This is a genomic window from Aestuariivita sp. (assembly GCF_021404545.1).
Lineage (GTDB): Bacteria > Pseudomonadota > Alphaproteobacteria > Rhodobacterales > Rhodobacteraceae > Aestuariivita.
The window spans coordinates 19,095-44,908 of record NZ_JAAWWD010000013.1 but is presented as its reverse complement, the minus strand read 5'-3'; the positions used below and the strand labels follow the sequence as shown (position 1 = coordinate 44,908).

Below are 25,814 nucleotides of genomic sequence, written 5' to 3'. Positions count from 1 at the left end.
GCCGTAACCTTCCACTCTCCCCAACTCTGCCCAGCTTCTGCCACAATTCAACTTTAAGTAAAAATCTCAACACCCATGCGCTCAGTTTAGACGAGCTGTAACTGGACACGAGCAGAACGCAAAAACATGAAGATTCTCAGCATAGATGATGATCCGATCTTCCTTGAAGTCATCAAGGCGGAACTAAATGATCTCGGTTTTCATGACGTAGATCAGGTGCAGTCCGGTGTCGAGGCCCTCCAGAGGGTGCGCGAAGGGCTGGTCCACTATGATTGCTTCCTTCTGGACATTGATATGCCGGGTATGAGCGGCGTCGAGCTGTGCTCGTTTCTGCGTGAAGAGCCCGCGGTCGAAGGGTTGCCGATCATCATGGTCACCTCGCGCGCTGAGCTGGAGAATGTCGACAAGGCGTTTGCCGCCGGGGCTACGGATTACCTGAATAAACCGTTAAGCCGTCGTGAGCTGCGTGGCCGGTTGCAAATGGCCCAAAGCCTGATGCGCGAACGTAACGCCAAAAAGGACGCCGCGTCCTCGACTTCGGATGTACCGGCCCTCAAGGTGTCGGATGCGCTTTTCCTGGATGGGGTGGCGGCTGGCATAGACTACATCGCGATGCAGAACTATGTGCTCAAGCTTGGCTCGATGCAGATGTTCAACCGCGTCGCGATCGGCGTGCATGTGCCAAACATTCACGAAATCTTTGCGACAAAGGACGCCCAGGCCTTTCGGGACACACTTCTCGATGTGGCGGAAATTCTTGTTGAATCCGTCGGGCCGGGACCCAAGATGATCTCGTATGCCGGCTTTTGCTATTTCAACATTCTGGTCAACCGGTTCTCCGGTTTTGATCAATCCGCCGTTGTCGATGCGGTGTCGCTCAAATTGTCGACGCTCAGCGAGTGGTATGTCGCAGTGGGAGAAATCCCGCCACGGCTGAAACTGGGCACCCCGATCGGGCGGAGCCTTGTGTCGTTCCACACGGCGGAAGAAATCCTGTCCCTGGCGATTGATGCAGCGCGTCAGTCGGGGACCGCGATTGAGTATCGTGCCCCTGTATCCAGAGATGGCAGATCCAAGATCGGCGCCACAACACGAATTCAGTGAGAGCCAACATGCAGTGTCAGGTCACGCCACGGGCATCAGTAGAAAACGCACTTGTCGAGCTTCGCAACCGGTTTCGCGGGACTCTGGAAGAACGCATCATCACGATGGAACGGGCAACCATTGCACTGGATAGCGATCCAGAGTGCGCCGAGGCCGCCGAGATTGTCCGGCGCGAGTGTCACAAGCTCTCTGGGATTGCATCGTCTTTGGGATTTGACCAGATCGGCGCGCAGGCCACCGAAATCGATATGGCCTTTGCCGGGAACACCGCGATTTGGACGCAGGTGCGGCCAATGGTGAACGACTTATTGGATAAGCTGGAATGCGAACTTGATTAGAATATGTGACAGGCTGACCTAACTCCTTGAAATGCATGATAAAGGCATGAGGGATTGAGCGGATTAACAAGGTCAATGAAATGACGACAACGCGACAAACAGCCGATGAAGTGAGACGCCATCAGCGCCGCGCCTATTTCTTCGTGTGTGGCGTGATCGTTGTGATCGGTCTGGTCGCGGCTTTCGTATTGGAGCGGGTCACGGCCTCCTATTGGCTTGCCGATCAACGCAAATCCCATCAACTGACCGCCGATGGCATTCAATCGCGCGCCGAAGCGCGTCTGCAAGCCTATCAGTCGATGGCGCAAAACCTGGCGATCTTCATGGGATATGAGCGTGGGCCGCAGGGGGCACAGTTCAGCTCGCTCGCGGGTGTGCTGAGCCGGGACAATCCCAGCATCATCAATATCGCGCTGGCAGAGGATTTCATCATCACCCGGGTCTATCCGCTGGGGCCGAACCGGGCTGCTTTGGGATTAGACCTGCGCACACGGCCGAGCCAGATAGCCGATATTCGGAAAATGATCGCAGCCGATATGCCGATCGTTTCTGGCCCAGTCGATCTGGTTCAGGGCGGGTCCGGCCTGATTGTGCGGGCTGCGGGCGCGGGCCGGACGCCGAACGTGTATGCCTTGGTTCTGGATCTTGATGCCTTTTTTGCTGAGGTTGGTTTCGACCTTACCCAGACCAGCTTTTCGGCCGCCTTGCGCGAGATCTCGGCAAGGGAATCCGTTACCAAGACGCTTCTGGGTAATCCCGATATCTGGTCCGGCGATCCTGTGGTCGCCAATATCCGGATCAACGATGAAAGGGTTGTCCAGGTCGGTCTGGTTCCAGTCAACAGCTGGTCGGTTCAATCCCCCTACCGCCTGGGCATACTTATCGTGATCTCGACGCTTGTGCTGATCGGATTTGGCGGCGCCAACTATGCCCGGCATTTGATCCAAGAGCGGGCCAATGCACGGCGCCAGTTGGTTGCGGCGATTGAGTCGATCGAAGACGGGTTTGTGGTCTATGACAGCGATGACCGGCTGCTTTTGTGTAACGAAAAGTACCGCTCATACTATCGGGAATCAGCCGACCTTTTCGTGCCGGGCGCGACGTTCGAAAGCATCATCCGGCGCGGCGTGGCCCGGGGGCAGTATGTCGAGGCAGCTGGCCGCGAAGAGGAGTGGATCCAGGAAAGGCTGGCCGATCACGCCGATCCCAAGGGGGCGGTTGAACAGCAATTGCCGAATGGCAAATGGCTCAGGATCGCTGAGTCCAAGACTGCCGATGGGTACACGGTCGGTCTGCGTATTGATGTTTCGGAGCTAAAGTCGGCTTTGCACAAGGCCGAAGAAGCGGCCGTCGCCAAGACCGATTTCCTGAACAACGTCAGCCATGAGCTTCGCACACCTCTTTCGATCGTGCTGGGCTATGTGGCGTTCTTGAAGAACGTGACCATCCTGCCCCGGTTCAAGGACCTGAGCGACGCGGTTGGCGACACTCAGCCCGCGCGCGAAAAGCTCGACGCGTTTGCCGCTGAAATCGCCAAGCAGGCGGAACGAACGGATCGGTCGGGTCGCCATCTGATGGGGCTGATCAACTCGATTCTGGATTGGGCGACGATCAGCGTTGGACAGGTCGAACTGGAATACACCGACGTCGATCTGGGCGCGATGCTGAAGAACCTGACCGAAGAACTGTCGGTCTCGGCCAAGGAGAAGGGCCTGAATCTGATCAGCATGCCGACCGACTGTGTCATTCAGGCAGATGAGCTGCGGATGCGCCAGATCTTCATTAATCTGATTGCGAACGCCATCAAGTTTACCGAAAAAGGTCATGTGCGGGTCGAGGCCGTCGATCAGGGCGAGACTGTCCTGATCGTCGTCGAAGACACCGGGCCAGGCATTCCCCAGGACAGGTTATCGGCCATTTTCGAGCGGTTCGGTCAGGCCGACGGATCCACCAAGCGAAAATATGGTGGTGCCGGTCTGGGACTTGCGATCTGCAAGAGCCTGGTTGAACACCATGGCGGAGTAATTACAGTTGAGAGTGTCTTTGGCGAGGGGAGCAAGTTTCTCGTCATCTTGCCGAAAGAGGCTGCGCCAGCCCAAGTGCAGGTGCCGCCCGCACAACGCGACGCCGCCTGAACGATTTCTGAATACCCATATTTATCCACCGATTTTGTGACAGAGAACCATCAGTGATTGATTATATAAAATATGATTCTACTCTACGCATCAGGGCTAGGTGGGGTGAAATCCGAAACATCGCAGCGCGTGCCGTTAAGGGTGCCGTTACGATGGCTTTGATTTGTGGCCGCTCCATCTGCCCTCATTTTTGGCGCAATAACAGTTGATGGGGATGCCTGTATGCCTGAGCTCAAGAAAATACTGCATGTCGATGACGACGAAGATATCCTGGCGCTTGCGAGGATGTCTTTGGAGATCGTCGGCGGGCTCGAAGTGCATCAATGCTCGTTAGCGGCTGACGCGCTTGAGGAATTGCCGCAAGTTCAACCGGATTTGCTGTTGCTGGACGTCATGATGCCCGGGACCGACGGGCCCCAGCTGCTTGCCGAAATTCGCAAGATGCCGGATTATGAAAAGACCCCGGCCGTGTTCATGACGGCCAAGGCCGAAGCCGCGCTGAACAACTCGCTCAAGAAAGAAGGTGTCTTGGGCGTTCTGACCAAACCGTTCGATCCGATGCAGCTTCCCGACGAACTGCGCCGGATGTGGGCAGACGCGACCGAGGGTGAGACGGACGAGGCCTGATTGACATCCCGGTGCAGCCCATGCGGCAACCCGATGCAGGGCCACATCCCGGCACCGCACAAGGGTCTGATGCCCTTAAAACCACTAAGTGATTGATTTATAGGCATATGATCACAGTTCTGGTTCGCTTCCGCCAAACTTTGGCCTGAATTCAACTTTAGATAAAAACTGTGGGTTTCAGCACTCAACCAAAAGAAGTGCGCATCAGCAGCAAGGCAGAGCGGACCATGCGAATACTAACAGTTGATGACGATCCGATCTTCCTGGAGCTTGTTCGGTCAGAACTGAGCGAACTTGGATACCACGACGTGGATCAGGTAGGATCGGGCCAAGAGGCGCTGCGTTTGGTCAAGAGGGCACGTGTCCCTTACGATTGCTTTTTGCTGGATGTGGAGATGCCGGAGATCGACGGGATCAGGCTGTGCGGGTTACTGCGCGATGAGCCGTCCACCCGTGGCATCCCGATTTTCATGGTGACCACGGTGACAAACCCACAAAGCGTGGATCGCGCCTTTGCCGCGGGCGCGTCAGACTATCTCAACAAACCTCTCAACCGGCGGGAATTGCGGGGGCGTCTGAGAATGGCCAAGAACCTCGCCCGGGAGCGGTCCGTCAGGCAGGCGGTTGCGACCTCGATGATGGAGCACGCGTTCCTCAAGATCGAAGATCCGGTTACTCTGAATGCCTCAAGCACCTGTGTGGATTACGCCCATATGCAGAACTATGCGTTCAAGCTGGGGGCGATGCAGCTGATGAAGAAGACGGTTGTGGGCGTGCATGTCGCCAATATCCGTGAACTCTTTACCCACAAAGATGTGGTGGGTTTCAAAGAATCGCTGACCGATGTGGCCGCGATGATTGCCGAAGCCTTTGGCCCAGACCACAAGATGCTGTCTTACGCCGGTTCAGGGAATTTCATCGTGCTGCTGCACCGTGGCACCATGTTCCGCCAATCCGCGATTGCCACCGCCCTTCGCAGCTTTCTGCCTGCACAGATGGAGAAATACGGCGCCACGGGCGAGGCGGCACCGCGGCTCAAGCTGGGCAAGCCGGTCAACTATGGGCCGCTGTCTTTTGCCGACCCTGAAAAAATCCTGGCCGCTGCCGCCGACTATGCCCGCAGGGACGGGATGGAGATCTGGCGTGATCTGGGCACCGGGTCAGAGCCGACCGAGGTGGAAATGCAGCCAACAGGATCCTGAAACGGTCTTGTCGGCTTGGGGTCCTGTGCTGCACATGGCACCCGCCTGGACCGGGGCCTTGCGTTCAAGACAAATGCCGATTGGGCCCCCACATTTCGCGGAGATGTCTGTGCAGAAGCCACTGTTATGACGCCGATCTTTGTGGGGTTGAGGGCGCAGAGCTTACTTGCATAGTCCCAAAATCCTCCCCCGCGCGATCATCCAGCCCTGTGTAATGGCCGTATCCTTCGCCTGAAGGCGTTTGCAGGTCCGGTCTCGGGGTGCAGCCCGTCTATCCAGGTTTGTCCCGGATTACTCAGGCGCAGCGGCTTTTTTGGGTTTGAACGGCGCCATTCCCGCGCGCGCCAGCTCATCCGCGCGTTCGTTTTCAGGGTGGCCTGCATGGCCTTTGACCCATTCCCAGGTCACATCATGGCGCACTTGCGCGGCGTCCAGCCTTTGCCACAGCTCGACATTCTTCACCGGCTTTTTGGCGGCGGTTTTCCAACCGTTCCGCTTCCATCCGAAGATCCACCCGGTCACACCGTTTTTGACATAGGCGCTGTCGGTGACAATCGTAATCTCTGAGGGCCGCTCGAGCGTTTCCAAGGCATGGATCGCCGCCAACAGCTCCATCCGGTTATTGGTGGTGTCAGCCTCCCCGCCCTTGAGTTCCCGCTCTTTGACAACGGTTTCGCCGTCTACGGCGCGCATCAGCACGCCCCAGCCCCCGGGGCCGGGATTGCCGGAACAGGCGCCATCTGTATAGGCGAACAGCTCAGCCATTGGCCTGGATCACGATCCAGCCGTGATAGGTCTGGTCGAGCCCTTTGGACTGTCCCGTCCAATGGGCATAGGGTGCAAGGCCTGCATCTTGCAACAGCGTCTCCAGTTCCTCTCGGCTGTAATACTCATAGTGACGCCCGATATCGTCCCGCTTGCCACCCTGGCCCAGTTTCATGCCGATAAAGAACACGCCACCGGGTTTGAGTGCGCGGCGCAGCGCGGCGAGATGTCTGGGCATTGCCTCGCGCGGTGCGTGCAGGAGGCTGAAGCTGGCCCAGATACCATCATAGATATCCGCGCCGTCGATATCGTCAAAGGTTGCCACGCGCGCGCTGATACCAGGGATCTCCGCAATCCGCGCCACCATCTCTGACGCGGCGTCGATCGCGTCGACGTGCAAACCGGCGGCGGCCATCTGCACCGCATACGCGCCCGGCCCAGAGCCAAGATCCAGCACCCGGCCACCCTGAGGGCAGGCTGCGATAAAGTCGTGGATACGCGGATCGTTGGCTGCATATTCGTCCATCATTGCGACATAATCGTCCGCCTGACGATTATAGACGGCCAGGGTCTCGGCATCGCTCATATCCACACTCCTACAGCCAGACAGGCCACTACAATCGAGGTCAGCAAGATCCGCAGACGCATCCACCACGGCGGGGTCAGACCCCAAAGCGAGAACGCATAGTCAAGGATCAAGAGACCTGCAAAGCCAAAGATCAGATTGGTGCCTGCACTGACCGGCCCGCCTCCGGTCATGAAAAACGCCCAGAGTGCGGGGATAACAGACAGGGCGTACCCCGTTGCTGCCTGTCGGCTGCGCGCTTTGGTGGCGAACCCCCACAGCACCCCGGACATAAAGCTGAGGATGACCGAGCCATAGAACAGTTGAACGTAAGGCCCCACAAAGCGCGGCCCCAGAGTGGCGGCTCCCCAATTGGCCAGCGGCCCGTGAAGATAGGTGGCTACCCCCCAGACGAAAGGGATCAGCCCGGCCAGGCCCAGGATCAGCGGAGCGGCAGGGATGCGCATCAGGCGCGCTCGAACGCGAGACGGCCCGCAAGCAGGGCAAAAATGCCGGCAAAGCTGCGGTTCAGCCAGCGCATGACGGTTTCCGATCCCAGGATCAGTGTCCGCGCCTTGGCCGCGAACATTCCGTAAAGGACGAAGACCAGAAAGGTCAGCGCCATGAACACCGCCCCCAGCACCAGCATCTCGGCCGTTGCGGCGGCGGGGTTGCCCGACAGGAAGGGTGGCAGCAGTGCCAGGAAAAAGATCGACAGTTTGGGGTTCAGCACATTGATGAGCGCGCCGCGGCGGGCGATGCGCGGCCCGGCCTCTGCCGACCGCTCGGCCGAGATGGCCAGCGCCCCGCCGGATTTCAGAGCCTGCCACGCCAGATAGAGGAGATAGGCGACCCCTGCGAATTTGACGATGTTAAACAGCACCGCCGATGTGTGCAGGATCGCCGCCAGACCCAGTGTCGCAGCGGCCAGATGCGGCACAATACCCAGCGTACAGCCGAAAGCGGCCCAGATCGCCGCGCGGCGCCCCTGGCCCAGCCCAAGAGCCAGAGTATAGATCACGCCCGTACCCGGCGCCAGAACCACGACCGCCGCTGTTACCAGAAATTGCAGTGAGATCATGCAGGTACTCTCAGCACGCGGGGAACTTTGAATTCGACGTTTTCAATGGCGGTTTCGACCTGCTCGACGGTCACGTCATAGCGTGTGCGAAAGGCGTCGATCACTTCGTTGACCAACTGTTCGGGCGCCGATGCCCCGGCCGTGATTCCGATGCTGGCGATCCCTTCGAGCGCACGCCAGTCGATATCTGTGGCGCGCTGGACCAGTTGCGCATATTGGCAGCCCGCCTTGGCGCCGACTTCGACCAGACGTTTGGAGTTCGAGGAGTTGGGCGCGCCCACGACCAGCATCGCATCGGCTTTGGGCGCCATGGCCTTGACTGCCTCCTGCCGGTTCGTGGTGGCGTAACAGATGTCTTCTTTATGTGGTCCGACGATGCGGGGGAAACGGGCCTGCAGGGCTGCCACGATATCTGCGGTGTCATCCACGCTGAGCGTGGTTTGCGTGACAAAAGCCAGACGCGCGGGGTCGCGCACAGTGACATGGGCCACATCCTCAACCGTTTCGACAAGCAGCACCTCGCCCGGTGGCAACTGCCCCATCGTCCCCACCGTTTCGGGGTGGCCTTCGTGACCGATCATGATCATCTGAAGGCCGTTTTCGTAGTGCCGTTGCGCCTCGATATGAACCTTGGATACCAGCGGGCAGGTCGCGTCCACGAAAAGCATCTCGCGGGCGGCGGCCGCTGCGGGGACAGATTTTGGCACGCCATGTGCCGAAAAGATCACCGGGCGGTCATCGGGGCAGTCGTCCAGATCTTCGACAAAGACAGCGCCCCTGTCGCGCAGCGCATCGACCACGAATTTATTGTGCACGATCTCATGGCGCACATAGACGGGGGCGCCCCACCGCTCCAGCGCCAATTCAACGATCTTGATCGCCCGGTCCACACCTGCGCAGAACCCGCGCGGCGCGGCCAGATACAATGTCAGCGGCGGCTGTGTCATGTCACTCTCCATACTCCAAAGAGGTAAGCCGTGATCGCCAATTGGTCCAGTACCTAAGCCCACGGAATGTGACCCTGGATGTCGGTCTGCTGCGTGACCGGCCCGAATGCCCGGGCCACCTGACCGGTGGCAAACGTTCAGGAACATGGGTGAGAGCATAACGCACACTTGAAATGCATGAACATCGCACCATGGTACTACGGCGTGGCGGGAATACTAAGTTCTGTAATGCGTGGGAGCCCACATGGCGAAACGTGGGAAAAGTAACCTCAAGGTCCAGGATCAGCGGACGCTCTATGTGCTTGAATCCGCGCTGTCCCGCAAATCCATCGAAAGGCTGGCAGAAGAGGTCTTTCGACGGATGGGCGAACGGGGTGCCGAAAGCTTTGCCGCTCCTGCCGACGAAATTGCGGCGCTGTGTACCGCGCTCTGCGCGCCGCACCCATACTCGGCAAACCGGCAGATCGCTGATTTGCGCCGCGCTGGCGTGTCGGTCGAACGGATCTATCACGAATATCTTGCCGTCGCTGCCCGAGAGCTGGGTGCCAGATGGGATCGCGACAAAGTGCGGTTTCAGGATGTCGGCATCGCGACGGCGCGCATCTACGGGATCATCTCTGCTCTGCGTGAAGAGGCGCCCGAATACGTTATCTCAAAGGGGCGCAGTCTTGCCTTTGCCGCGGTGCCGGGTGAACAGCATACCCTGGGGGTAGAGATGGCCGTGGACGGGTTTCGCCGCGCGGGGTGGGATGTGACGCATCTGGTTGACATGAGCCACGAAGACCTGCTCGGCGCCATGCAAGAACCCGATTTGGCGTTGCTCGGGCTGTCGGCGTCCGGGCGGGGCAGCCGCGCCGCCCTGGTCCGTTTGCTGGTGGCGTTACGCCTGGATCGCCCAGACCTCGCCATTCTGCTGAGTGGGGACATCGTCAACACCGATCCAACATTGGCACAGCAGTTCGGCATTGACGGCGTCGTGCGGGACATTCCCGAGGCGTTGCATGTCGTCGAGCGGCTGATCGGCACCCGACCCGACGAACATCGCGATCGCCCCGGTCCGGCAGATCAGCCCTGAGCGACGGCCATATCGCGATCGCTGCTTTGCTCGCGCGGCGGACGCCCGATTACGTCTTTGAGCTCATCCAGTTCAATGAAATTATCGGCCTGGCGGCGCAGATCGTCAGAGATCATCGGTGGCTGGCTGCGGATCGTTGAGACCACCGAGACCCGGACGCCCTGGCGTTGCAGGCTTTCGACCAGCGGTCGAAAATCGCCATCTCCGGAAAACAGCACGATGTGATCCACCCGCGGGGCCAGTTCCATCGCATCGACAGCAAGTTCGATGTCCATGTTGCCCTTTACTTTGCGACGCCCCATGCTGTCGGTGTATTCCTTGGCCGGTTTGGTGACCATGGTGAACCCGTTGTAATGCAACCAGTCAACCAGCGGTCGGATCGGCGAATACTCGTCGTTTTCCAGCAAAGCGGTGTAGTAAAAGGCTCGCAGCAACTTGCCTCGGCGCATAAACTCCTGACGCAGCAGTTTGTAGTCGATGTCGAACCCGAGAGCCTTGGCAGCAGCGTACAGATTCGATCCATCGATGAACAGCGCGAGCCGTTCGTCCTTATAAAACATTAATTCGATCCTTCCGATAATCGGACGCGCCGTGCATGATCCGTGAGTGAGTGAGTGGTTAAAAATCGGCGCGTATGTCTCTTTAAAATAGGATGTAATATTTGTATCACAAGACCGCGATTCTGGCTACCATAGGTTGAGTGTGACGCAAGCAAATTCGGATATGCTGGTCGCGCTCGGCTCAAACCTGCCGGAACCCCAAGGAAGTCCCGCCGCCAACCTGGTCAGAGCGCTTTCGGAACTGCGGGCCGAGGGGCTAAACGTGTGCGCGGTGAGCCGGTTTTTTGAGACCCCCTGCTTTCCTGCCGGGGCCGGGCCGGATTACATCAATGCAGCCGTGCGGTTGTGCAGTGATCTGGACGCCTGCGCCGTGCTGGAAAAGATGCACCGGATTGAGGCGCGTATGGGGCGTCAACGCCAGACCCGGTGGGGCATGCGGACGCTGGATCTGGATCTGATTGCCATCGCGGATCGGGTGCTTCCTGACCTGGACACCTATCGGCACTGGCGTGCGTTGCACCCCCAAGAGCAGCGCCTGCGGGCGCCCGACGAACTCGTGCTGCCGCATCCTCGGCTGGAGGAACGGGCCTTTGTGTTGGTCCCGCTTGCCGATATTGCCCCTGATTGGCATCATCCAGTCTCGGGCGTGACGGTGACGGACATGCTGGCTGCGCTACCCCGGGATATCCGGCAGGCTGTGCGCCCGATCTGACCCTTGGCGCGGCTCCGTGAGCGCCCCAAAGCGCAGGTGCCCATGCCGGGAAAACCCGGGTTGTCAAGCCTGACAATTGGCATTAGATAAGCGCCTTCTGGACCAGAATAGTGATTGGAGTTCTCTCATGGCCCGCGTGACGGTTGAAGATTGCGTTGACAAGGTTCCCAACCGGTTCGAGTTGGTGATGCTCTCGGCGCATCGCGCGCGTGAGATTTCCGCCGGAGCCGCGATTACCGTGGATCGCGACAACGACAAGAACCCGGTTGTTGCGCTGCGCGAGATCGCCGACGAGACCCAGAGCGCAGATGAGCTGCGCGAGCGTCTGATCGAATCGAACCAGACCCAGATCGAGGTCGATGAGCCCGAAGAGGATCAGATGGCGCTTTTGATGGGTGCAGAGGCCGATAAGCCCGTTGAGGACGATATGTCAGAAGAGAAACTCCTGCGTGCGCTGATGGAGGCGCAGGGCCAGGGCTGACCCCAAAGGCACGGAGCGGATGATCACAGCTGATGACCTGATCGCGCTGGTCCGCGCCTACAACCCCAAGACAAACGCTGAGCGGATCACGGCGGCCTATGAGTTCGGCCGTGAGATGCATGAAGGTCAGACACGCCATTCCGGGGAGCCCTATTTCACGCATCCCGTAGCCGTGGCGGCCCTTCTGACCGAGCAACGGCTGGATGATGCAACCATCATCACTGCGCTGTTGCACGACACGATCGAGGATACCAAGGCGTCCTTTCCAGAAGTGGCACGACGGTTCGGCGATGAGGTTGCGATGCTGGTCGATGGTGTGACCAAGCTGACCAACCTGCAACTCTCCAGCAATGAGACAAAGCAGGCCGAGAATTTCCGCAAGCTCTTTATGGCGATGTCCAAGGACTTGCGGGTCATTCTGGTCAAGCTTGCCGACCGGCTGCACAATATGCGCACGATCAAGGCGATGCGCCCCGAAAAGCAGGCCCAGAAAGCGCGTGAGACAATGGACATCTACGCGCCGCTTGCGGGCCGGATGGGGATGCAGTGGATGCGCGAAGAGCTGGAGGATCTCAGCTTTCGCGTACTTAATCCCGAGGGGCGTCAATCGATCATCCGCCGCTTTATCGTGCTGCAAAAAGAAAGCGGCGATGTCATTCACCGCATCACCGGCGATATGCGCGCCGAGCTGACCAAGGCGGGGATCGAAGCGGAGGTGTTTGGCCGCGCCAAGAAGCCCTATTCTATCTGGCGCAAGATGCAGGAAAAGGATCAGGGGTTTTCCCGGCTGTCGGATATCTATGGCTTCCGCATCATCACTGGCAGCGAGGAGGACTGCTATCGCACATTGGGCGCCATCCACCGCCGCTGGCGCGCAGTGCCGGGGCGGTTCAAGGATTACATAAGTCAGCCGAAATCGAACGGATACCGGTCGATCCACACCACCGTGTCGGGACGTGACGGCAAGAGAGTAGAGGTGCAGATCCGCACCGCTCAGATGCATGACGTGGCCGAAACCGGTGTTGCGGCGCATTGGTCCTATCGCGATGGGGTGCGGTCGGGAAACCCCTTTGCGGTGGATCCGGCCAAATGGATCGCCTCGCTGAACGAGCAGTTCGAGGGCGAGGACGATCACGACGAATTTCTCGAAGCGGTCAAGCTTGAGATGTATTCCGACCAAGTCTTCTGTTTCACGCCAAAGGGCGACGTGGTCAAGCTGCCGCGCGGGGCGACGCCGATTGATTTCGCTTTTGCGATCCATACCCGCATCGGGTTCGCTGTGGTGGGTGCCAAGGTCGACGGGCTGCGTGTACCGCTCTGGACACGGCTCAAGAATGGCCAATCGGTCGAGGTGATCACCGCCGAAGGCCAGACGCCGCAGGCAAGCTGGCTTGAGATCGCGACGACAGGCAAGGCCAAGACCGCCATCCGCCGCGCCCTGCGCGAGGTCGATCGGGAACGGTTCATCAAGCTGGGTCGCGAACTGGTGCGCGCGGCGTTCGAGAATGTGGGCCGCAAGGCGACCGACAAGGCGCTGGATACGGCTGCCAAACACCTTCGCCTCGATGGGCGCGACCAGCTTTTGGCGCGGCTTGGCAGTGCCGAGATCACGGCCCATGACGTGGTGCAGGCGGTCTACCCCGAGCTGGCCCCCGACAAGGGTGATCAGATCTCGCCGCGCCGCGCGGTCGTGGGCCTCCAGCCCGGACAATCGTTCGACCGTGCCCCGTGCTGCCAGCCATTGCCCGGTGAGCGGATCGTCGGCATTACCTATCGCGGCAAGGGCGTTGTGGTGCATGCGATCGACTGCGCTCTGCTGGGCGAATACGAGGATCAACCCGATCGCTGGATCGACCTGCACTGGCACGCGGGCACCCATCCTCCGATCTACGGAACATCGCTGGATCTGACCATTGGCAACGATGCCGGCGTCCTGGGGCGTATTTGCACATTGATTGGTGAGAAGAAGGCCAATATCTCCAATCTGAAATTTGTTGATCGAAAGCCAGATTTTTACCGGCTTATGATTGATGTCGAACTAAGGGATGTTGAACAGCTGCATTCGCTGATGCTGACATTGGAAGCAGATAGCGACGTGGCTGCATTGGAACGGCACCGGGACGAGGCCCGCCCCCGCGCGGCGGTGGGCTGACCGCCCAGGCGCAAGGCAGGAAAAAGGGTTTTTCAGTTTGGTTTTCAAACGCCGGGACCGTCGCTCTATCCTGCGCATCCTCGTGGATTTCCTCTATCCACGCGGCGGCTGGGCCCGTGCGTTTCACTATGTCAAACATCGCGTCCGGCGCTTGCCCGACAGCCCCGAGCGGATCGCGCGCGGTATCTGGGCGGGTGTGTTTGTCACCTTCACGCCGTTCTACACCATGCATTTCGTCGTGGCCGCGGTCATCTCGCGCATCATGCAGGGCAATATACTTGCCTCTTTGATGGCCACGTTTTTCGGCAATCCGTTGACCTATGTCCCCATCGGGGTGGTGTCCCTGCAAACCGGTCATTGGTTGTTGGGGACCGAATTCGAAGAAGGCGCGCATCGCTCGTTCGGGGGCAAGTTCATCGATGCCGGAGGGGACCTGAAGCACAATTTCCTGGCGCTTTTCTCCCATGAGCAAGCCGACTGGCACGGGCTGTCGGTCTTTTATGACGAGGTGTTCTTTCCCTATATGGTGGGCGGTCTCTTGCCTGGCGCCATCACCGCGACGGTTTGCTATTATCTCAGCGTACCGCTGATCCGCGCGTATCAGCATCGCCGTAAGGGTGTCATCAAGGCCAAGCTTGCCGCGATCAAGGAAAAGGCCGCAGCCAAATCGGCAGCCAAGGCCGATGCCAAACGCAAGGCCGACTAACTGGCTTGCGGGCGCGGGTGTTCTGCAGGGCTGACCGGGGCGTCACGGTGCGGCGGATTTCGATTCTGTTGGGCTTTGAATTGCACTAGGTTTTGATCAAATTCTGACAAATTGGAGATTCGCCGATGTCCGGCTTGCCCCCCTTGCGCCTTGGTGTGAATATCGACCATGTGGCCACCGTGCGGAATGCGCGAGGCGGCGCAACCCCGGATCCGCTGCGTGCCGCCCGCCTGGCTGAGGAGGCTGGTGCCGATGGCATCACCGCCCATCTGCGCGAAGATCGCCGCCATATCTCGGACGCCGATATCGAAGGGTTGATGGATATCCTGACCGTGCCGCTGAATTTCGAGATGGCCGCCACGCCGGAGATGCAGGATATCGCCCTGCGTCACAAACCGCATGCGGTTTGCATCGTGCCCGAAAAGCGCGAGGAGCGCACGACCGAGGGCGGGCTGGAGGTCGCGCGGGAGGAAAACCGGCTGGCCCATTTCATAGCACCCCTACGCGAGGCCGGGTGCCGCGTGTCAATCTTTATTGCTGCCGACAAACGCCAGATCGAGGCCGCGCATCGCATAGGCGCACAGGTGATCGAACTGCATTCCGGGGCCTATTGTGACGCCCATCATGAAGGCCGGTTCGAGGAGCGCGACCGGGAGCTTGAGGCGATGCGCGAGATGTCCAGTTTTGCCCATGAGCTGGGGCTTGAGGTGCATGTGGGTCACGGGCTGACCTATGATACGGTGGCGCCTGTGGCGGCTTTCCCAGAGGCGCGTGAGCTCAATATCGGCCATTTCCTGATCGGGGAGGCAATCTTTCGCGGGCTGCAACCGGCCATCGCCGAGATGCGCCGCCTGATGGACGCTGCACGCGCATGATGGATCCGGCCTCCCTGAGCGCTGTCGCGGGCGCGTTCTTTTTGGTGGCGGTCGCACCGGGGCCTGCGACGCTGGGCTGTGCGGCGGTGTCGATGGGACACGGCAGGCGCGCGGGCTTTGCCTTTGGTGCGGGGCTTGGCATCGGACTGGCGTTTTGGGGCGTATTGGCCGCGCTGGGACTGGGTGCCATTCTTGCGGCACATGCGCAGGCTCTGATTGTCCTGAAACTGCTGGGTGGGGCCTATCTTTTGTGGCTGGCCTGGCAATCGGGCCGCAGCGCGCTGTCGGGCCCGGGCGCGGAGGCCGCGAACATCAGGTCCGGTCGCTGGCTGCGCAGGGGCCTTTTCTTGAACCTGTCGAATCCCAAGGCGGTCTTTGCCTGGCTCGCGAGCCTGTCTCTGGGACTGGGCCCCGAGGCGAGCATGGGCGCGGTGATCCTGGCCACCGCCGTTTGCGCGGCGATCGGCTTTGCGATCTATGTGCCGTGGATTGTGGGCTTTTCCCACCCCCCCGTGATGCGCCTTTACCGAAGGTTTCGGTTTTGGGTCGATGGGGTGGTCGCGGCGCTCTTTGCCGCCGCCGGATTGGCCCTGATCCGCTCGGCCCTGATGCGGGCGCCGAGCTGAGATGCGCGGGCTGTGGGTGACGCTTGCTTTAGCGCTGGCCGCAATCGGTGCCGCCTTTGTGGTGCTGGAGGGTGCGCGCAGCGGCGTCGCGATCTCACAGACCCAGGTCGGGTCAACGCCGGTCACGGTGTTTGAGACGCAGGCCAAGGGGCCTGCCGTTGTGATCGCGCATGGTTTTGCTGGATCGCGGCAGATGATGCAGGGATATGCGCTGAGCCTCGCACGTGCGGGCTATAGGGTGTTGGCCTTCGATTTCGAAGGGCACGGGCGCCATCCGGTGCCGATGTCGGGCGATGTCGACGCGATTGAAGGCACGACGCGCTTGCTGGTTGAGCAAACGCTGGAGGTCGTGGCAGCGGCCCAGAGCGATGGCCCCGTGGCGCTGCTGGGTCATTCCATGGCAACCGATATCCTGATCCGTGCGGCGCAGACGGATGAGCATGACATCGGGCCGCTCGTCGTGATCTCGGCCTTTTCCCAGGTGGTGGACGAGGGTTTTCCGCCCTCCATGCTGATGATCACCGGCGCGTGGGAGCCGGGGCTGCGCGCCTTCGCCCGCGAGGCGGTGCAGATGGTCGAACCGTCAACGGGTGAGGGCGATCTTGCCCTTTCGGGCGCGGTGTCCCGCAAGGCGGTCGTGGCGCCGCTGGCCGAACATGTGGGCGTGCTCCACAGCCGCGCGGGCCGGGCCGAGGCGGTGGCCTGGCTGAACGCGGCCTATGGGCGTGACGTGGTGCCCCGGGTCCCGGCGACGGGGCCATGGACATTGGTTTTGCTGGTGGCACTGGTCATTCTGGCGCGCCCGATGTCGCGGCTTTTGCCGCCGCATCCCGACGCACAGCGCCCCGCGCTGGCAGGCTGGCAGGTGGCGGCCCTTCTGGTGGTGCCCGCCGCGATTGCAGCGCCAGTTGCGGTTCTGGTCGATCTGCAAGCGCTGCCGGTTCTGGTGGCCGATCATCTGGCGGTGCATCTGGGCCTTTTCGGTCTGATCCAGTTGGCCCTCTTGCGGGCCTTTGGCCAGCCCTTTGGCCGGATGTCTGCGACCGGCCTGCTGGCGGTTCTGATCTGGGGGCTGGTCCTCTTTGGTTTGGCACTCGATCGCTATGCCGCGAATTTCCTGCCGATCCCTGAGCGGATGGCGATCATTGCGATCCTGGCTTTGGGGGCGGTGCCCTTCATGCTGGCCGATGCGCTGGTGACCGATGGCGGGCGTGCGTCACCGGCCCGCCGGATCCTGGCACGCGTTGCGTTTCTGGCGTCCCTTGCGCTGGCGGTGACGCTGGATTTCCAGGGGCTCTTTTTTCTGATCATGATTGCGCCGGTGATCGTGCTGTTCTACGCCCTCTTTGGCCTTGTGGGCCGCTGGGTAGCACAGCGGCAGGGGGCTCTGGCCTCGGGGCTGGGGTTGGGCTTATGCCTTGCCTGGGCGCTGGGCGTCAGCTTTCCGATGTTTGCCGCGGGCTGAAAGGAGAGGGCATGATTCTGGGTGTCGGCACCGATCTGGCCAATATCGATCGGATCCAGCGCACGCTGGACCGGTTCGGCGACCGGTTTCGCAACCGCGTCTTTACCCCCATCGAACAGGCCAAGGCCGAACGCCGCCGCGATGTGGCGGGCACCTATGCCAAACGCTGGGCCGCCAAGGAGGCATGTTCCAAGGCGCTGGGCACCGGGCTGCGCATGGGCATCGCGTGGAAGGATATGGCCGTCAGCAACCTTGAGACCGGCCAGCCGATCATGCATGTGACCGGTTGGGCGGCCGAACGGCTGCGCGACATGACGCCCGCAGGCCATACGGCGCTTATCCATGTCACGCTGACCGATGACCACCCTTGGGCGCAGGCCTTTGTCGTGATCGAGGCGCGCCCGGATGACGACGCGGCGCCCGCCTTGACTTACCCTGGCCCCGCCCGCATGTAGCGCCCATCCATAACCCCACACCGGAGAGCCTGATGGCCGCGAAAGAAAAATCCTCAGGCTTTATCGTCGAGACGATCAAGACAGTTGTTTATGCGCTGCTGATCGCGGGTGTGTTTCGGACCCTTTTCTTTCAGCCGTTCTGGATTCCGTCCGGATCGATGAAGGAAACCCTTCTGGTGGGCGATTTTCTGTTCGTGAACAAAATGGCCTATGGCTACTCTTATGCCTCGTGCCCCAATATCCGCATCCCCGCGGTGGGACTGGATATCGATGCCGAGGACCTGTGCGGGTTCCTGCGGAATGACAATACGCGGATCTGGGGGGGAGAGCCTGAGCGCGGCGATGTAGTTGTGTTTCGGCACCCCGTGACGGGTCGCGACTTTATCAAGCGGGTCGTGGGCCTGCCCGGCGAACAGATCCAGATGCAACAGGGCGTGCTCTATATCGACGGCACACCGGTCGAGCTGGAGGATGCCGGAGTCTTTGAAGAAGTGGTCGAGCTGCAAGGCCCGGGCCGCGTCACTCCACGGTGTGAAAACGGTGTCGTGGGGCGCGGCGGGATCTGCGAGAAGTCGCGCCAGATCGAAATCCTGCCCGGCGGGCGACGCCATACCATTCTGAACATCGCCAACCAGAGTTCGGACAATACGCAAGTCTTCACGGTGCCCGAGGCTCATTACTTCTTTGTCGGGGACAATCGTGACAACTCCTCCGACAGCCGGTTTTCGACACGGGCCAACGGGGTCGGGTTTGTGCCATATGAAAACCTGGTGGGGCGCGCGGATCGTATTCTGTTTTCCTCGGCCGGCTCGTCGCTCTTTGCGTTCTGGACCTGGCGCGGGGATCGGTTTTTTAAGAGGATCGAGTGAGGTTATCGGCGGAGTTGAAAGCGTTCCAGCAACGCATCGGGCATCGGTTTTCCGAGCCGTCTTTGTTGGTGCGCGCGGTCACCCACTCGTCGGTTGCATCGCCCACGCGGGCGGATAATCAGCGGCTGGAGTTTCTGGGCGACCGTGTCTTGGGTCTGGTGATGGCCGAGGCGTTGTTGGGTGAGGATACGGACGCCACCGAGGGGCAGTTGGCACCGCGATTCAACGCGCTGGTGCGCAAGGAAACCTGTGCGGATGTGGCCCGCGAGATCGCGCTGGGCGATGTGCTGCGTCTGGGGCGGTCCGAGATGGTGTCGGGCGGGCGTCGCAAACAGGCTCTGCTGGGCGATGCAATGGAGGCGGTGATCGCCGCCGTTTATCGCGATGCCGGGTTCGAAAGCGCGCGCGATATGATCCTGCGCTTGTGGGGCAAGCGGATCGGGCAGGTGGAGGTCGATGCGCGCGACGCCAAGACCGCCTTGCAGGAATGGGCCCAGGCGCGCGGCATGCAACCGCCGCGCTATATCGAGGTGTCGCGAACCGGTCCGGATCATGCGCCTGTTTTCACGATCGCGGCCCAGCTCGACACCGGTGCCGGAGCCGAAGCCTCGGCCGGGTCCAAGCGTCAGGCCGAACAGGCCGCAGCCCAGGCGTTGCTGGCACAGGTGGAATAAACCGGTCGCTCTGGCCGGGCGGTGTCAAATGGTGTAGGGGCGGTCCCCTTGAGAACGAGAGAGATCGACAGATGACGAAACGTGCCGGCTTTGTTGCCCTGATAGGCGAGCCCAATGCGGGCAAGTCCACGCTGATGAACCGCATGGTCGGCGCCAAAGTATCCATTGTCACCCACAAGGTGCAGACCACGCGCGCACGTATTCGTGGCGTTGCCATGGCAGGGGAAACCCAGATCGTCTTTGTCGACACACCCGGTCTGTTCCAGCCGCGCCGCCGCCTGGACCGCGCGATGGTTGCCGCGGCCTGGGGCGGGGCTGCGGATGCCGATGTGGTGGTCCTGTTGATCGAGGCGCATCGCGGCGTGACCGAAGGGGTGGAGCGGATCCTCGAGGGGTTGGCCGATGTGGCCCAGGGCCGGACCGTGGCGCTCGCGATCAACAAGATCGACAAGGTCGAAACCGAGGTGCTGCTGGGCCTGTCCAAAGACCTCAATGACCGGTTCGCCTTTGCGCGCACCTTTATGATCTCGGCCGAGCGGGGGCATGGGGTTGAGGATCTGCGCGATTGGCTTGCGGGCGAACTGCCCGAGGGGCCATGGATTTACCCCGAGGATCAGATCGCCGATCTGCCGATGCGGATGATCGCCGCAGAAATGACGCGCGAAAAGCTGACATTGCGCCTGCATCAGGAGCTGCCCTATCAGCTGACAGTCGAGACCGAAAACTGGGAAGAGCGCAAAGACGGCTCGGCCCGGATCGACCAGCTGATCTATGTGATCCGCGACGGGCACAAGGGTATCGTGCTGGGCAAGAAGGGTGAGACGATCAAGGCCGTCAGCACCGCCGCACGGCAGGAACTGGAAGAGTTTCTTGGCCGCAAGGTGCATCTGTTCCTGCAAGTCAAAGTGCGGCCCAACTGGCTGGATGAGGCTGAACGATACTCCGAGATGGGCCTTGATTTCAAAGACGGGACCATATGACCCGGCTGACCGCGCGGTTCTGGGTGGATGCCTATCTGGCACGGTTGCGCCTGGCTGATATCCCGGCCTTTGTGGTGGCCCATGGTGATGACACCGGTGGCGCGGTTATGGTCAAGCTCAACACGCTGGATGGGCGCGCGGTTGCGTTCCAGCGCTCCTTTGATCTGATGAGCGGCGCGCGGACCTGGGTGGTCCTCGACGAGGGGGCCGAGGCGCAGGTCGATGCGGCCATCGCCCGTCAGCGCGGCTTTGATCCCGATCTGTGGGTGATCGAAGTGGAGGATCGGGCGGGGCGCCATCTGCTGACTGAAGAGGGGTTGTCATAGCCCCCTTTCCGAACTGCCCGAGAACACTGAACAACGCGCCGATTTCACCTTGTATCCGCCTGCTGCTGCGCGGATCCTCTGGGGATGGAATGGCGCGGCCAAGGTATCTTGCTGTCCTCCCGCAAACATGGGGAGAGTGCGGCGATCATCGACGTGTTCACCCCTGAGCACGGGCGGCATGCCGGTGTGGTGCGGGGTGGCGCAGGGCGTCGGATAGCACCCATCTTGCAACCCGGCGCGCAGCTCGATGTAAGCTGGCGCGCGCGGCTTGAAGATCACATCGGCACCTATCAGGTCGAACTGCTGCGCAGCCGGGCGGCGATGGCCATGGGCAGTCGACTGGCCCTGGCCGGGCTTAATGCGGTGACGGCTCTCCTGGCGTTTGCCCTGCCCGAAAGAGAGGCCCATCCCGGCCTTTACCAAGAGACCGAGCGGCTGCTCGATCTTTTGGGTCAGGACGAGATCTGGCCGTTGGCCTATATGCGCTGGGAGTTGGTTTTGCTGGAGGAGACGGGGTTCGGCCTTGATCTGACGCGTTGCGCGGTGACCGGAGCCCAAGAGGGCCTGCGTCATGTCTCGCCCAAGTCCGGGCGTGCGGTGTCGGCCAAGGGGGCAGGGGAGTGGGCCGACCGGCTGTTGCCGTTGCCGCCGTGCTTGCGCGGTGAGGGGCCCGCACCGGATGCGGAAATCGTCGAGGCGTTGCGGACGACCGGGTATTTCCTGCGGGCCAAACTGGCGCCCGCGCTGGGTCACAAGCCTGTGCCCGAGGCCCGCCTGCGATATGTCGATGCGCTGACCCGTTTGGGGTGACGTCGGGCGTGGCGGCGGTTCGGGCCGGTCTGACGCCTATCATATCGCCATGGGATAAGCGGAAGGAGCAAGGGTCAGGCCTCCGGCAGTCAGACCAGATCGTGTTCCACCAGAAAGGCCCCTGTTTCGCGTATCGCGATCTCGACGTTGCGGAAATTGAGCCCCAGATCGGCCTCTGCCGCAGCGCCGGAAATATGGTCGCGCCGTCCAAGGTTTGGCAGGATCGTGCGGATCGACGGATCAAAAAGCGACAGGAAGCGGACGAGCGGATTGGGCGCCTGCCGGGTAGAGATCTTTCGGTTGGGGTGTTGCGCCTTGAGAATCAGCGCCATGTCGCGCAGCCACAGGAACCGGTCGACACCGATATAGCGTTTGCCGATGCTCTCGGGACGTTCCATCGCGCGCAGATGCATCAGGGCCACGTCGCGCACATCCACGCAGGGAAATCCGACACGCGGCACCATCGGGTCCTGTCCGCGCAATAGACGCTCGATCAGTTGCACGGAGGTCCCGAAACGCGCATCCAGTGGCGCGCCTTGCACAAATGTCGGGTTGATCATGGTGATGTGCATCTCGGTTTCCGCTTCGGCCTGCCAGTCCCAGACGGCCCTCTCGGCCATGGTCTTGGATTTCACATAAGCCGTCGCGCTGGGGTGCGCGAGATCGGTCCAGTCGCGTTCGTCATACGTGTTACGCCCGGCAGGCAGATCCGTGCTCATCACAGCGGCAGACGAAGAGGTCATGATCACGCGGGTGACGCCGGTGGCCTGCGCCGCCTGCACAGCCCGCAGCGCGCCATCGACAGCGGGGCGGATCAGGTCATCTTCATCTCTGGGCTGGCTGATAGGGAAGGGCGAAGCGGTGTGCATCAGGACATCGACCCCATCCATTGCCTCGGCCCACCCGTCGTCTTTGGTCAGATCCAAAGGGACGACGCGCAGATTGCCCAGCAGCGCGGAATCGGCCAGATGAGGTGTGAGGGCGTCGCGCAATTCACTCTCGCGCTCTGCGCTGCGGGCCGAGCCGACAACCCTGTGCCCCGCCTCCAACAACTGCAGAACCAGATGTTTCGCGATGTAACCGGTGGCGCCGGTGACGAGGACGGTCTTGGGCATTTGGGGTTCCTTGGGTATGCGGGGAATGCGGCAGCCGCCTGACGCTCTGAACGGAGTTTGGCGCTGCCGAATGTCCATTCGCGATATGACAACGGGCGATGCGTTAGACAAGGGGTTTGGCCTGGTTAGGCCCCTGCTGGGTCATGACCCGGCGTGTACCCGCCGCCAAAACGGGTGAAAGAGACGGGCCGAAGGCGTTGGCGACATCTTGGGGGCGTTGTTAGCCTCCCGGCAAACCCTAAAGAGGAGACGCTGCGCCGGTATAAGAGGGCACGTCTGGTGCCTCTTACAGAGGCCGCAGGGGCGCTTTGGGTGCAAGGCCTGCGGAGTGTTAAACGCGGCCTTGGCGGAGAGCCACCCACCGACGATGCAGACGGACACAGTCGATCGCGGTTTTTGAGGGAGCGCTGTGGCCCTGCCAAAAGGAAAACGCCCGGTCACGGGACCGGGCGTGTTGAACTGAAAAAATCAGGCAGTGTCAGGCAAGCAGACGGCGGGCAATCACCTGAGCCTGAATTTCTGCCGCGCCTTCAAAGATGTTTAGGATGCGCGCGTCACACAGTACCCGTGAGATCTTGTATTCCAACGCAAAGCCATTGCCGCCGTGGATCTGCAGTCCGTTGTCGGCCGATGCCCAGGCCACGCGTGCGCCCAGCAGCTTGGCCATCCCGGCCTCCAGATCGCAGCGGCGCCCCTCATCCTTTTCAAACGCGCTGAAATAGGTCAGCTGACGGGCGATCATGATTTCAACCGCCATCAGCGCCAGCTTGTTCGCAACGCGCGGGAAGTTGATCAGCGATTTGCCGAATTGCTTGCGGTCCTCGGCATATTGCATTGCGATATCGAGGGCCGATTGCGCCACGCCAATGGCGCGGGCGGCGGTCTGGATACGCGCACTCTCGAAGGTTTCCATGAGCTGTTTGAAGCCCTTGCCTTCCTCGCCGCCCAAGAGGTTCTCGCCCTTGACGTGGAAATTGTCGAAGCCCAGCTCGTATTCTTTCATGCCGCGATAGCCCAGAACCTCGATCTCGCCGCCGGTCATGCCATCGGTGGGGAACGGGTTCTCATCGGTGCCAGGCGTCTTTTCGGCCAGAAACATCGACAGGCCCTTGTAGTCCGAGGTCTCGGGATCGGTACGCGCCAGCAGCGTCATCACCTGGGTGCGCGTGGCGTGGGTGATCCAGGTCTTGTTGCCGGTGACCTTGTAATCGCCGTTCTCATCCTTGACCGCGCGGGTGCGCAGACTGCCCAGATCGGACCCGGTATTGGGTTCCGTGAACACGGCTGTGGGCAGGGTTTCGGCGCTGGCGATCTGTGGCAGCCATTTCTGTTTCTGCTCTTCGGTGCCGCCCGCGATGATCAACTCGGCGGCAATCTCGGACCGGGTACCCAGAGAGCCCACGCCGATATAGCCGCGCGACAGCTCTTCGGAGACCACGCACATCGACGCTTTGGACAGGCCGAACCCGCCATATTCCTCGGGGATGGTCAGGCCAAAGACACCCATCTCGGCCAGTTCCTCGATCACCTCCATCGGGATCAGCTCGTCCTTGAGGTGCCATTCATGGGCGAAGGGTTCCACCTTTTCCACGGCATAGCGACGGAACTGGTCGCGGATCATCTCCAGCTCTTCGTCCAGACCGCTGGCGCCGAACATCACGTTGGCCTTTTGCTCCTGCATCAGGTCCACCAGACGCAGCCGCGCGGCTTGGGTATTGCCCGATTGTGTCAGGGTCATCACCTCGGGTGACATCAGGCCGCGCATGTCCTCCTGGCTCAGCCCCATATCCTGAAGCCGCAGGATCTCGGCCTGGTTCATCTGGATCCCGCCATAGATCTGCCAGAGGTATTCGCCAAAGGCGATCTGGTGGATCAATTGCTCGATTTCACCGAACTTGCCTTCGGCAGCCAGGGCCTGCGCCCATTTCTGCATCTGCCGGAGCGATTCGAGATAGGTGGCCAGCCAAGCCAGACCGTGGGTGGCGGTCTGTTCGGCCTCCACCCGCGCGCCCGAGATCCGGCCATCGACAGTGACCATGTCGCGGATGCGGGCGCGGGCGGTGTCAAATACCTGCTCTACCGGGGCTATCGCCGCGCCGGTGAGCGTGAGAAGCTCGGGCAGCACAACCGCCTGGGTCATACCGATATCCTGTCCATCATGGGCCATTGTATTCTCCATTTTTGGTCGCTAGTCGGCATAGGCATTTTGCACGTGCAGCGCAACAAAATATTCGCGACATGGCGCGCATCTTTTCGATAATTACCCGACCTAGTTTTGGCCGATCTGAAATCAAGCACAGATCTAGCGCGGGCGGGTGGCGGTTTGCGCCCCTTTCCGCCAAGGTCTGCGCCGATACCGCTTAGATATATAACACGGATGACAGTATGTTCGACCTTGCAGGGCTTGCCCCGGTGACATTTGCCCTGGCGCTGGCGATCACATTGGCGGCCGGCGTGGTCAAAGGGGCCGTTGGCTTTGCGATGCCGCTGGTGATGATTTCGGGTCTGTCGACGATCATGGACCCCAAGCTCGCGCTGGCGACGCTGATCATCCCGGTTTTGGTCACAAATGCCTTGCAGACCTTTCGGGGTGGGCTGAGCGAGGCTTTGGACGCGGCACGGGAGTTCTGGCGATACCTCTTGGTTGTGTGTTTGGCGATCATCCTGACGGCGCAGATGGTGGCCTTCATTCCCAGCCAGGCCTTCTATCTGGTGCTGGGCGTACCGGTGGTCATCCTGTCCGCGATACAGCTCGTTGGTTTGCGGCTGCACATTGCGCCGCAGAACCGGGTGCGGGCGGAATGGGGGATCGGCCTGATCTCGGGCGCGCTGGGCGGTCTGGCGGGAACCTGGGGGCCGACCACGGTGCTCTATCTGCTGGCAATCGATACACCAAAGATGCGCCAGATGGTCGTGCAGGGCGTGATTTATGGGACAGGCTCCATCGCGCTGGTGGCGGCGCATCTGAAGTCGGGCCTTCTGAATGCCGAAACGGCCCCCTTTTCCGCGCTGATGGTTGTGCCGGGCCTGTTGGGCATGTGGATCGGCTTCAAGGTGCAGGACCGGATGGATGCGGCCCTTTTTCGCAAGGCAACCTTGGCGGTGCTGATCGTGGCGGGACTCAATCTGGTCCGGCGGGGCATTATGGGCTGAGCGCGCAGCGAAAAAC

28 protein-coding genes are annotated in these 25,814 nt (G+C 61.0%); 20 read left to right on the top strand and 8 right to left on the bottom strand.

Annotated elements, in window-relative coordinates:
- Positions 1 to 126 precede the first annotated feature (126 nt).
- The 5 genes from HEP69_RS07265 (at position 127) to HEP69_RS07245 (ending at position 5,406) form a co-directional block, all read left to right on the top strand.
- A complete protein-coding gene (locus tag HEP69_RS07265) occupies positions 127 to 1,104 on the top strand; it encodes a response regulator (protein ID WP_290557890.1) in 978 nt (325 codons plus the stop codon).
- A gap of 8 nt (positions 1,105 to 1,112) precedes the next feature.
- Positions 1,113 to 1,442, top strand: coding sequence for an Hpt domain-containing protein (locus tag HEP69_RS07260; protein ID WP_290557889.1), 330 nt, complete (start codon positions 1,113 to 1,115; stop codon positions 1,440 to 1,442).
- 80 nt (positions 1,443 to 1,522) lie between these two features.
- Positions 1,523 to 3,577, top strand: a complete 2,055-nt coding sequence (locus tag HEP69_RS07255) for an ATP-binding protein (RefSeq protein WP_290557888.1) — start codon at positions 1,523 to 1,525, stop codon at positions 3,575 to 3,577.
- Positions 3,578 to 3,799: 222 nt separating this feature from the next.
- Positions 3,800 to 4,204: a response regulator gene (locus HEP69_RS07250; protein ID WP_290557887.1), complete on the top strand. Its 405-nt coding sequence runs from the start codon at positions 3,800 to 3,802 to the stop codon at positions 4,202 to 4,204.
- A 227-nt stretch (positions 4,205 to 4,431) separates the two neighbouring features.
- On the top strand, positions 4,432 to 5,406 hold the full coding sequence (locus HEP69_RS07245; protein ID WP_290557886.1) for a response regulator: 975 nt from the start codon (positions 4,432 to 4,434) through the stop codon (positions 5,404 to 5,406).
- A 291-nt stretch (positions 5,407 to 5,697) separates the two neighbouring features.
- On the opposite strand, the gene rnhA is transcribed toward HEP69_RS07245, so the two are convergent.
- The 5 genes from rnhA to ispH are packed head-to-tail and all read right to left on the bottom strand — an operon-like array spanning position 5,698 to position 8,764.
- Entirely contained in the window at positions 5,698 to 6,171 is a 474-nt protein-coding gene (gene rnhA / locus HEP69_RS07240; RefSeq protein ID WP_290557885.1) for a ribonuclease HI, read from the bottom strand.
- A complete protein-coding gene (locus tag HEP69_RS07235) occupies positions 6,164 to 6,757 on the bottom strand; it encodes a class I SAM-dependent methyltransferase (protein ID WP_290557884.1) in 594 nt (197 codons plus the stop codon). Before HEP69_RS07235 ends, rnhA begins: the two co-directional genes overlap by 8 nt.
- On the bottom strand, positions 6,754 to 7,206 hold the full coding sequence (locus HEP69_RS07230) for a DUF3429 domain-containing protein (protein WP_290557903.1): 453 nt from the start codon (positions 7,204 to 7,206) through the stop codon (positions 6,754 to 6,756). The genes HEP69_RS07235 and HEP69_RS07230 overlap by 4 nt, the downstream gene beginning before the upstream one ends.
- Positions 7,203 to 7,817 (bottom strand): LysE family translocator, encoded by a 615-nt coding sequence (locus HEP69_RS07225; RefSeq protein WP_290557883.1) that lies wholly within the window; start codon positions 7,815 to 7,817, stop codon positions 7,203 to 7,205. Before HEP69_RS07225 ends, HEP69_RS07230 begins: the two co-directional genes overlap by 4 nt.
- Positions 7,814 to 8,764 (bottom strand): 4-hydroxy-3-methylbut-2-enyl diphosphate reductase, encoded by a 951-nt coding sequence (gene ispH, locus HEP69_RS07220; RefSeq protein WP_290557882.1) that lies wholly within the window; start codon positions 8,762 to 8,764, stop codon positions 7,814 to 7,816. Before ispH ends, HEP69_RS07225 begins: the two co-directional genes overlap by 4 nt.
- Positions 8,765 to 9,008: 244 nt before the next feature.
- Here ispH and HEP69_RS07215 point away from each other — a divergent pair, with 244 nt between their 5' ends.
- Positions 9,009 to 9,839 carry a cobalamin-dependent protein gene (locus tag HEP69_RS07215; RefSeq protein ID WP_290557881.1) on the top strand — a complete coding sequence of 277 codons (831 nt, stop codon included), beginning with the start codon at positions 9,009 to 9,011 and terminating at the stop codon, positions 9,837 to 9,839.
- Here HEP69_RS07215 and HEP69_RS07210 read toward each other — a convergent pair.
- Positions 9,830 to 10,399, bottom strand: a complete 570-nt coding sequence (locus HEP69_RS07210) for an NYN domain-containing protein (protein WP_290557880.1) — start codon at positions 10,397 to 10,399, stop codon at positions 9,830 to 9,832. The genes HEP69_RS07215 and HEP69_RS07210 overlap by 10 nt on opposite strands.
- A 163-nt stretch (positions 10,400 to 10,562) precedes the next feature.
- Between HEP69_RS07210 and folK the strand changes: the two genes are divergently transcribed.
- From folK to recO, 13 genes are all read left to right on the top strand, one after another.
- The gene (gene folK / locus HEP69_RS07205) at positions 10,563 to 11,111 is read left to right on the top strand and encodes a 2-amino-4-hydroxy-6-hydroxymethyldihydropteridine diphosphokinase (RefSeq protein ID WP_290557879.1); all 549 of its coding nucleotides are present in this window, start codon (positions 10,563 to 10,565) and stop codon (positions 11,109 to 11,111) included.
- A gap of 127 nt (positions 11,112 to 11,238) precedes the next feature.
- Positions 11,239 to 11,592 carry a DNA-directed RNA polymerase subunit omega gene (rpoZ, locus tag HEP69_RS07200; RefSeq protein WP_290557878.1) on the top strand — a complete coding sequence of 118 codons (354 nt, stop codon included), beginning with the start codon at positions 11,239 to 11,241 and terminating at the stop codon, positions 11,590 to 11,592.
- A 19-nt stretch (positions 11,593 to 11,611) separates the two neighbouring features.
- Positions 11,612 to 13,744 carry a bifunctional (p)ppGpp synthetase/guanosine-3',5'-bis(diphosphate) 3'-pyrophosphohydrolase gene (locus HEP69_RS07195; protein ID WP_290557877.1) on the top strand — a complete coding sequence of 711 codons (2,133 nt, stop codon included), beginning with the start codon at positions 11,612 to 11,614 and terminating at the stop codon, positions 13,742 to 13,744.
- Positions 13,745 to 13,781: 37 nt separating this feature from the next.
- On the top strand, positions 13,782 to 14,450 hold the full coding sequence (locus HEP69_RS07190; protein ID WP_290557876.1) for a DUF2062 domain-containing protein: 669 nt from the start codon (positions 13,782 to 13,784) through the stop codon (positions 14,448 to 14,450).
- Between the two features lie 125 nt (positions 14,451 to 14,575).
- Positions 14,576 to 15,325: a pyridoxine 5'-phosphate synthase gene (locus HEP69_RS07185; RefSeq protein WP_290557875.1), complete on the top strand. Its 750-nt coding sequence runs from the start codon at positions 14,576 to 14,578 to the stop codon at positions 15,323 to 15,325.
- On the top strand, positions 15,322 to 15,951 hold the full coding sequence (locus HEP69_RS07180) for a LysE family transporter (protein ID WP_290557874.1): 630 nt from the start codon (positions 15,322 to 15,324) through the stop codon (positions 15,949 to 15,951). Before HEP69_RS07185 ends, HEP69_RS07180 begins: the two co-directional genes overlap by 4 nt.
- A gap of 16 nt (positions 15,952 to 15,967) precedes the next feature.
- Positions 15,968 to 17,416 carry an alpha/beta fold hydrolase gene (locus tag HEP69_RS07175; protein WP_290557873.1) on the top strand — a complete coding sequence of 483 codons (1,449 nt, stop codon included), beginning with the start codon at positions 15,968 to 15,970 and terminating at the stop codon, positions 17,414 to 17,416.
- A gap of 11 nt (positions 17,417 to 17,427) precedes the next feature.
- Positions 17,428 to 17,871, top strand: a complete 444-nt coding sequence (gene acpS, locus HEP69_RS07170) for a holo-ACP synthase (RefSeq protein WP_290557872.1) — start codon at positions 17,428 to 17,430, stop codon at positions 17,869 to 17,871.
- Positions 17,872 to 17,903: 32 nt separating this feature from the next.
- Positions 17,904 to 18,740, top strand: coding sequence for a signal peptidase I (gene lepB / locus HEP69_RS07165; protein WP_290557871.1), 837 nt, complete (start codon positions 17,904 to 17,906; stop codon positions 18,738 to 18,740).
- Entirely contained in the window at positions 18,737 to 19,414 is a 678-nt protein-coding gene (gene rnc, locus HEP69_RS07160) for a ribonuclease III (protein WP_290557870.1), read from the top strand. Before lepB ends, rnc begins: the two co-directional genes overlap by 4 nt.
- Positions 19,415 to 19,485: 71 nt before the next feature.
- Entirely contained in the window at positions 19,486 to 20,394 is a 909-nt protein-coding gene (gene era / locus HEP69_RS07155; RefSeq protein WP_290557869.1) for a GTPase Era, read from the top strand.
- Entirely contained in the window at positions 20,391 to 20,720 is a 330-nt protein-coding gene (locus tag HEP69_RS07150; protein ID WP_290557868.1) for a DUF1491 family protein, read from the top strand. The genes era and HEP69_RS07150 overlap by 4 nt, the downstream gene beginning before the upstream one ends.
- An 84-nt stretch (positions 20,721 to 20,804) precedes the next feature.
- A complete protein-coding gene (gene recO, locus HEP69_RS07145; RefSeq protein WP_290557867.1) occupies positions 20,805 to 21,530 on the top strand; it encodes a DNA repair protein RecO in 726 nt (241 codons plus the stop codon).
- A gap of 89 nt (positions 21,531 to 21,619) precedes the next feature.
- On the opposite strand, the gene HEP69_RS07140 is transcribed toward recO, so the two are convergent.
- Both HEP69_RS07140 and HEP69_RS07135 read right to left on the bottom strand, forming a co-directional pair.
- Complete coding sequence (locus HEP69_RS07140) at positions 21,620 to 22,645, bottom strand: NAD-dependent epimerase/dehydratase family protein (protein WP_290557866.1); 1,026 nt, start codon at positions 22,643 to 22,645, stop codon at positions 21,620 to 21,622.
- 478 nt (positions 22,646 to 23,123) lie between these two features.
- Positions 23,124 to 24,812 (bottom strand): acyl-CoA dehydrogenase family protein, encoded by a 1,689-nt coding sequence (locus tag HEP69_RS07135; RefSeq protein WP_290557865.1) that lies wholly within the window; start codon positions 24,810 to 24,812, stop codon positions 23,124 to 23,126.
- Between the two features lie 218 nt (positions 24,813 to 25,030).
- Between HEP69_RS07135 and HEP69_RS07130 the strand changes: the two genes are divergently transcribed.
- Positions 25,031 to 25,798 (top strand): sulfite exporter TauE/SafE family protein, encoded by a 768-nt coding sequence (locus tag HEP69_RS07130; RefSeq protein WP_290557864.1) that lies wholly within the window; start codon positions 25,031 to 25,033, stop codon positions 25,796 to 25,798.
- Positions 25,799 to 25,814: the final 16 nt, after the last annotated feature.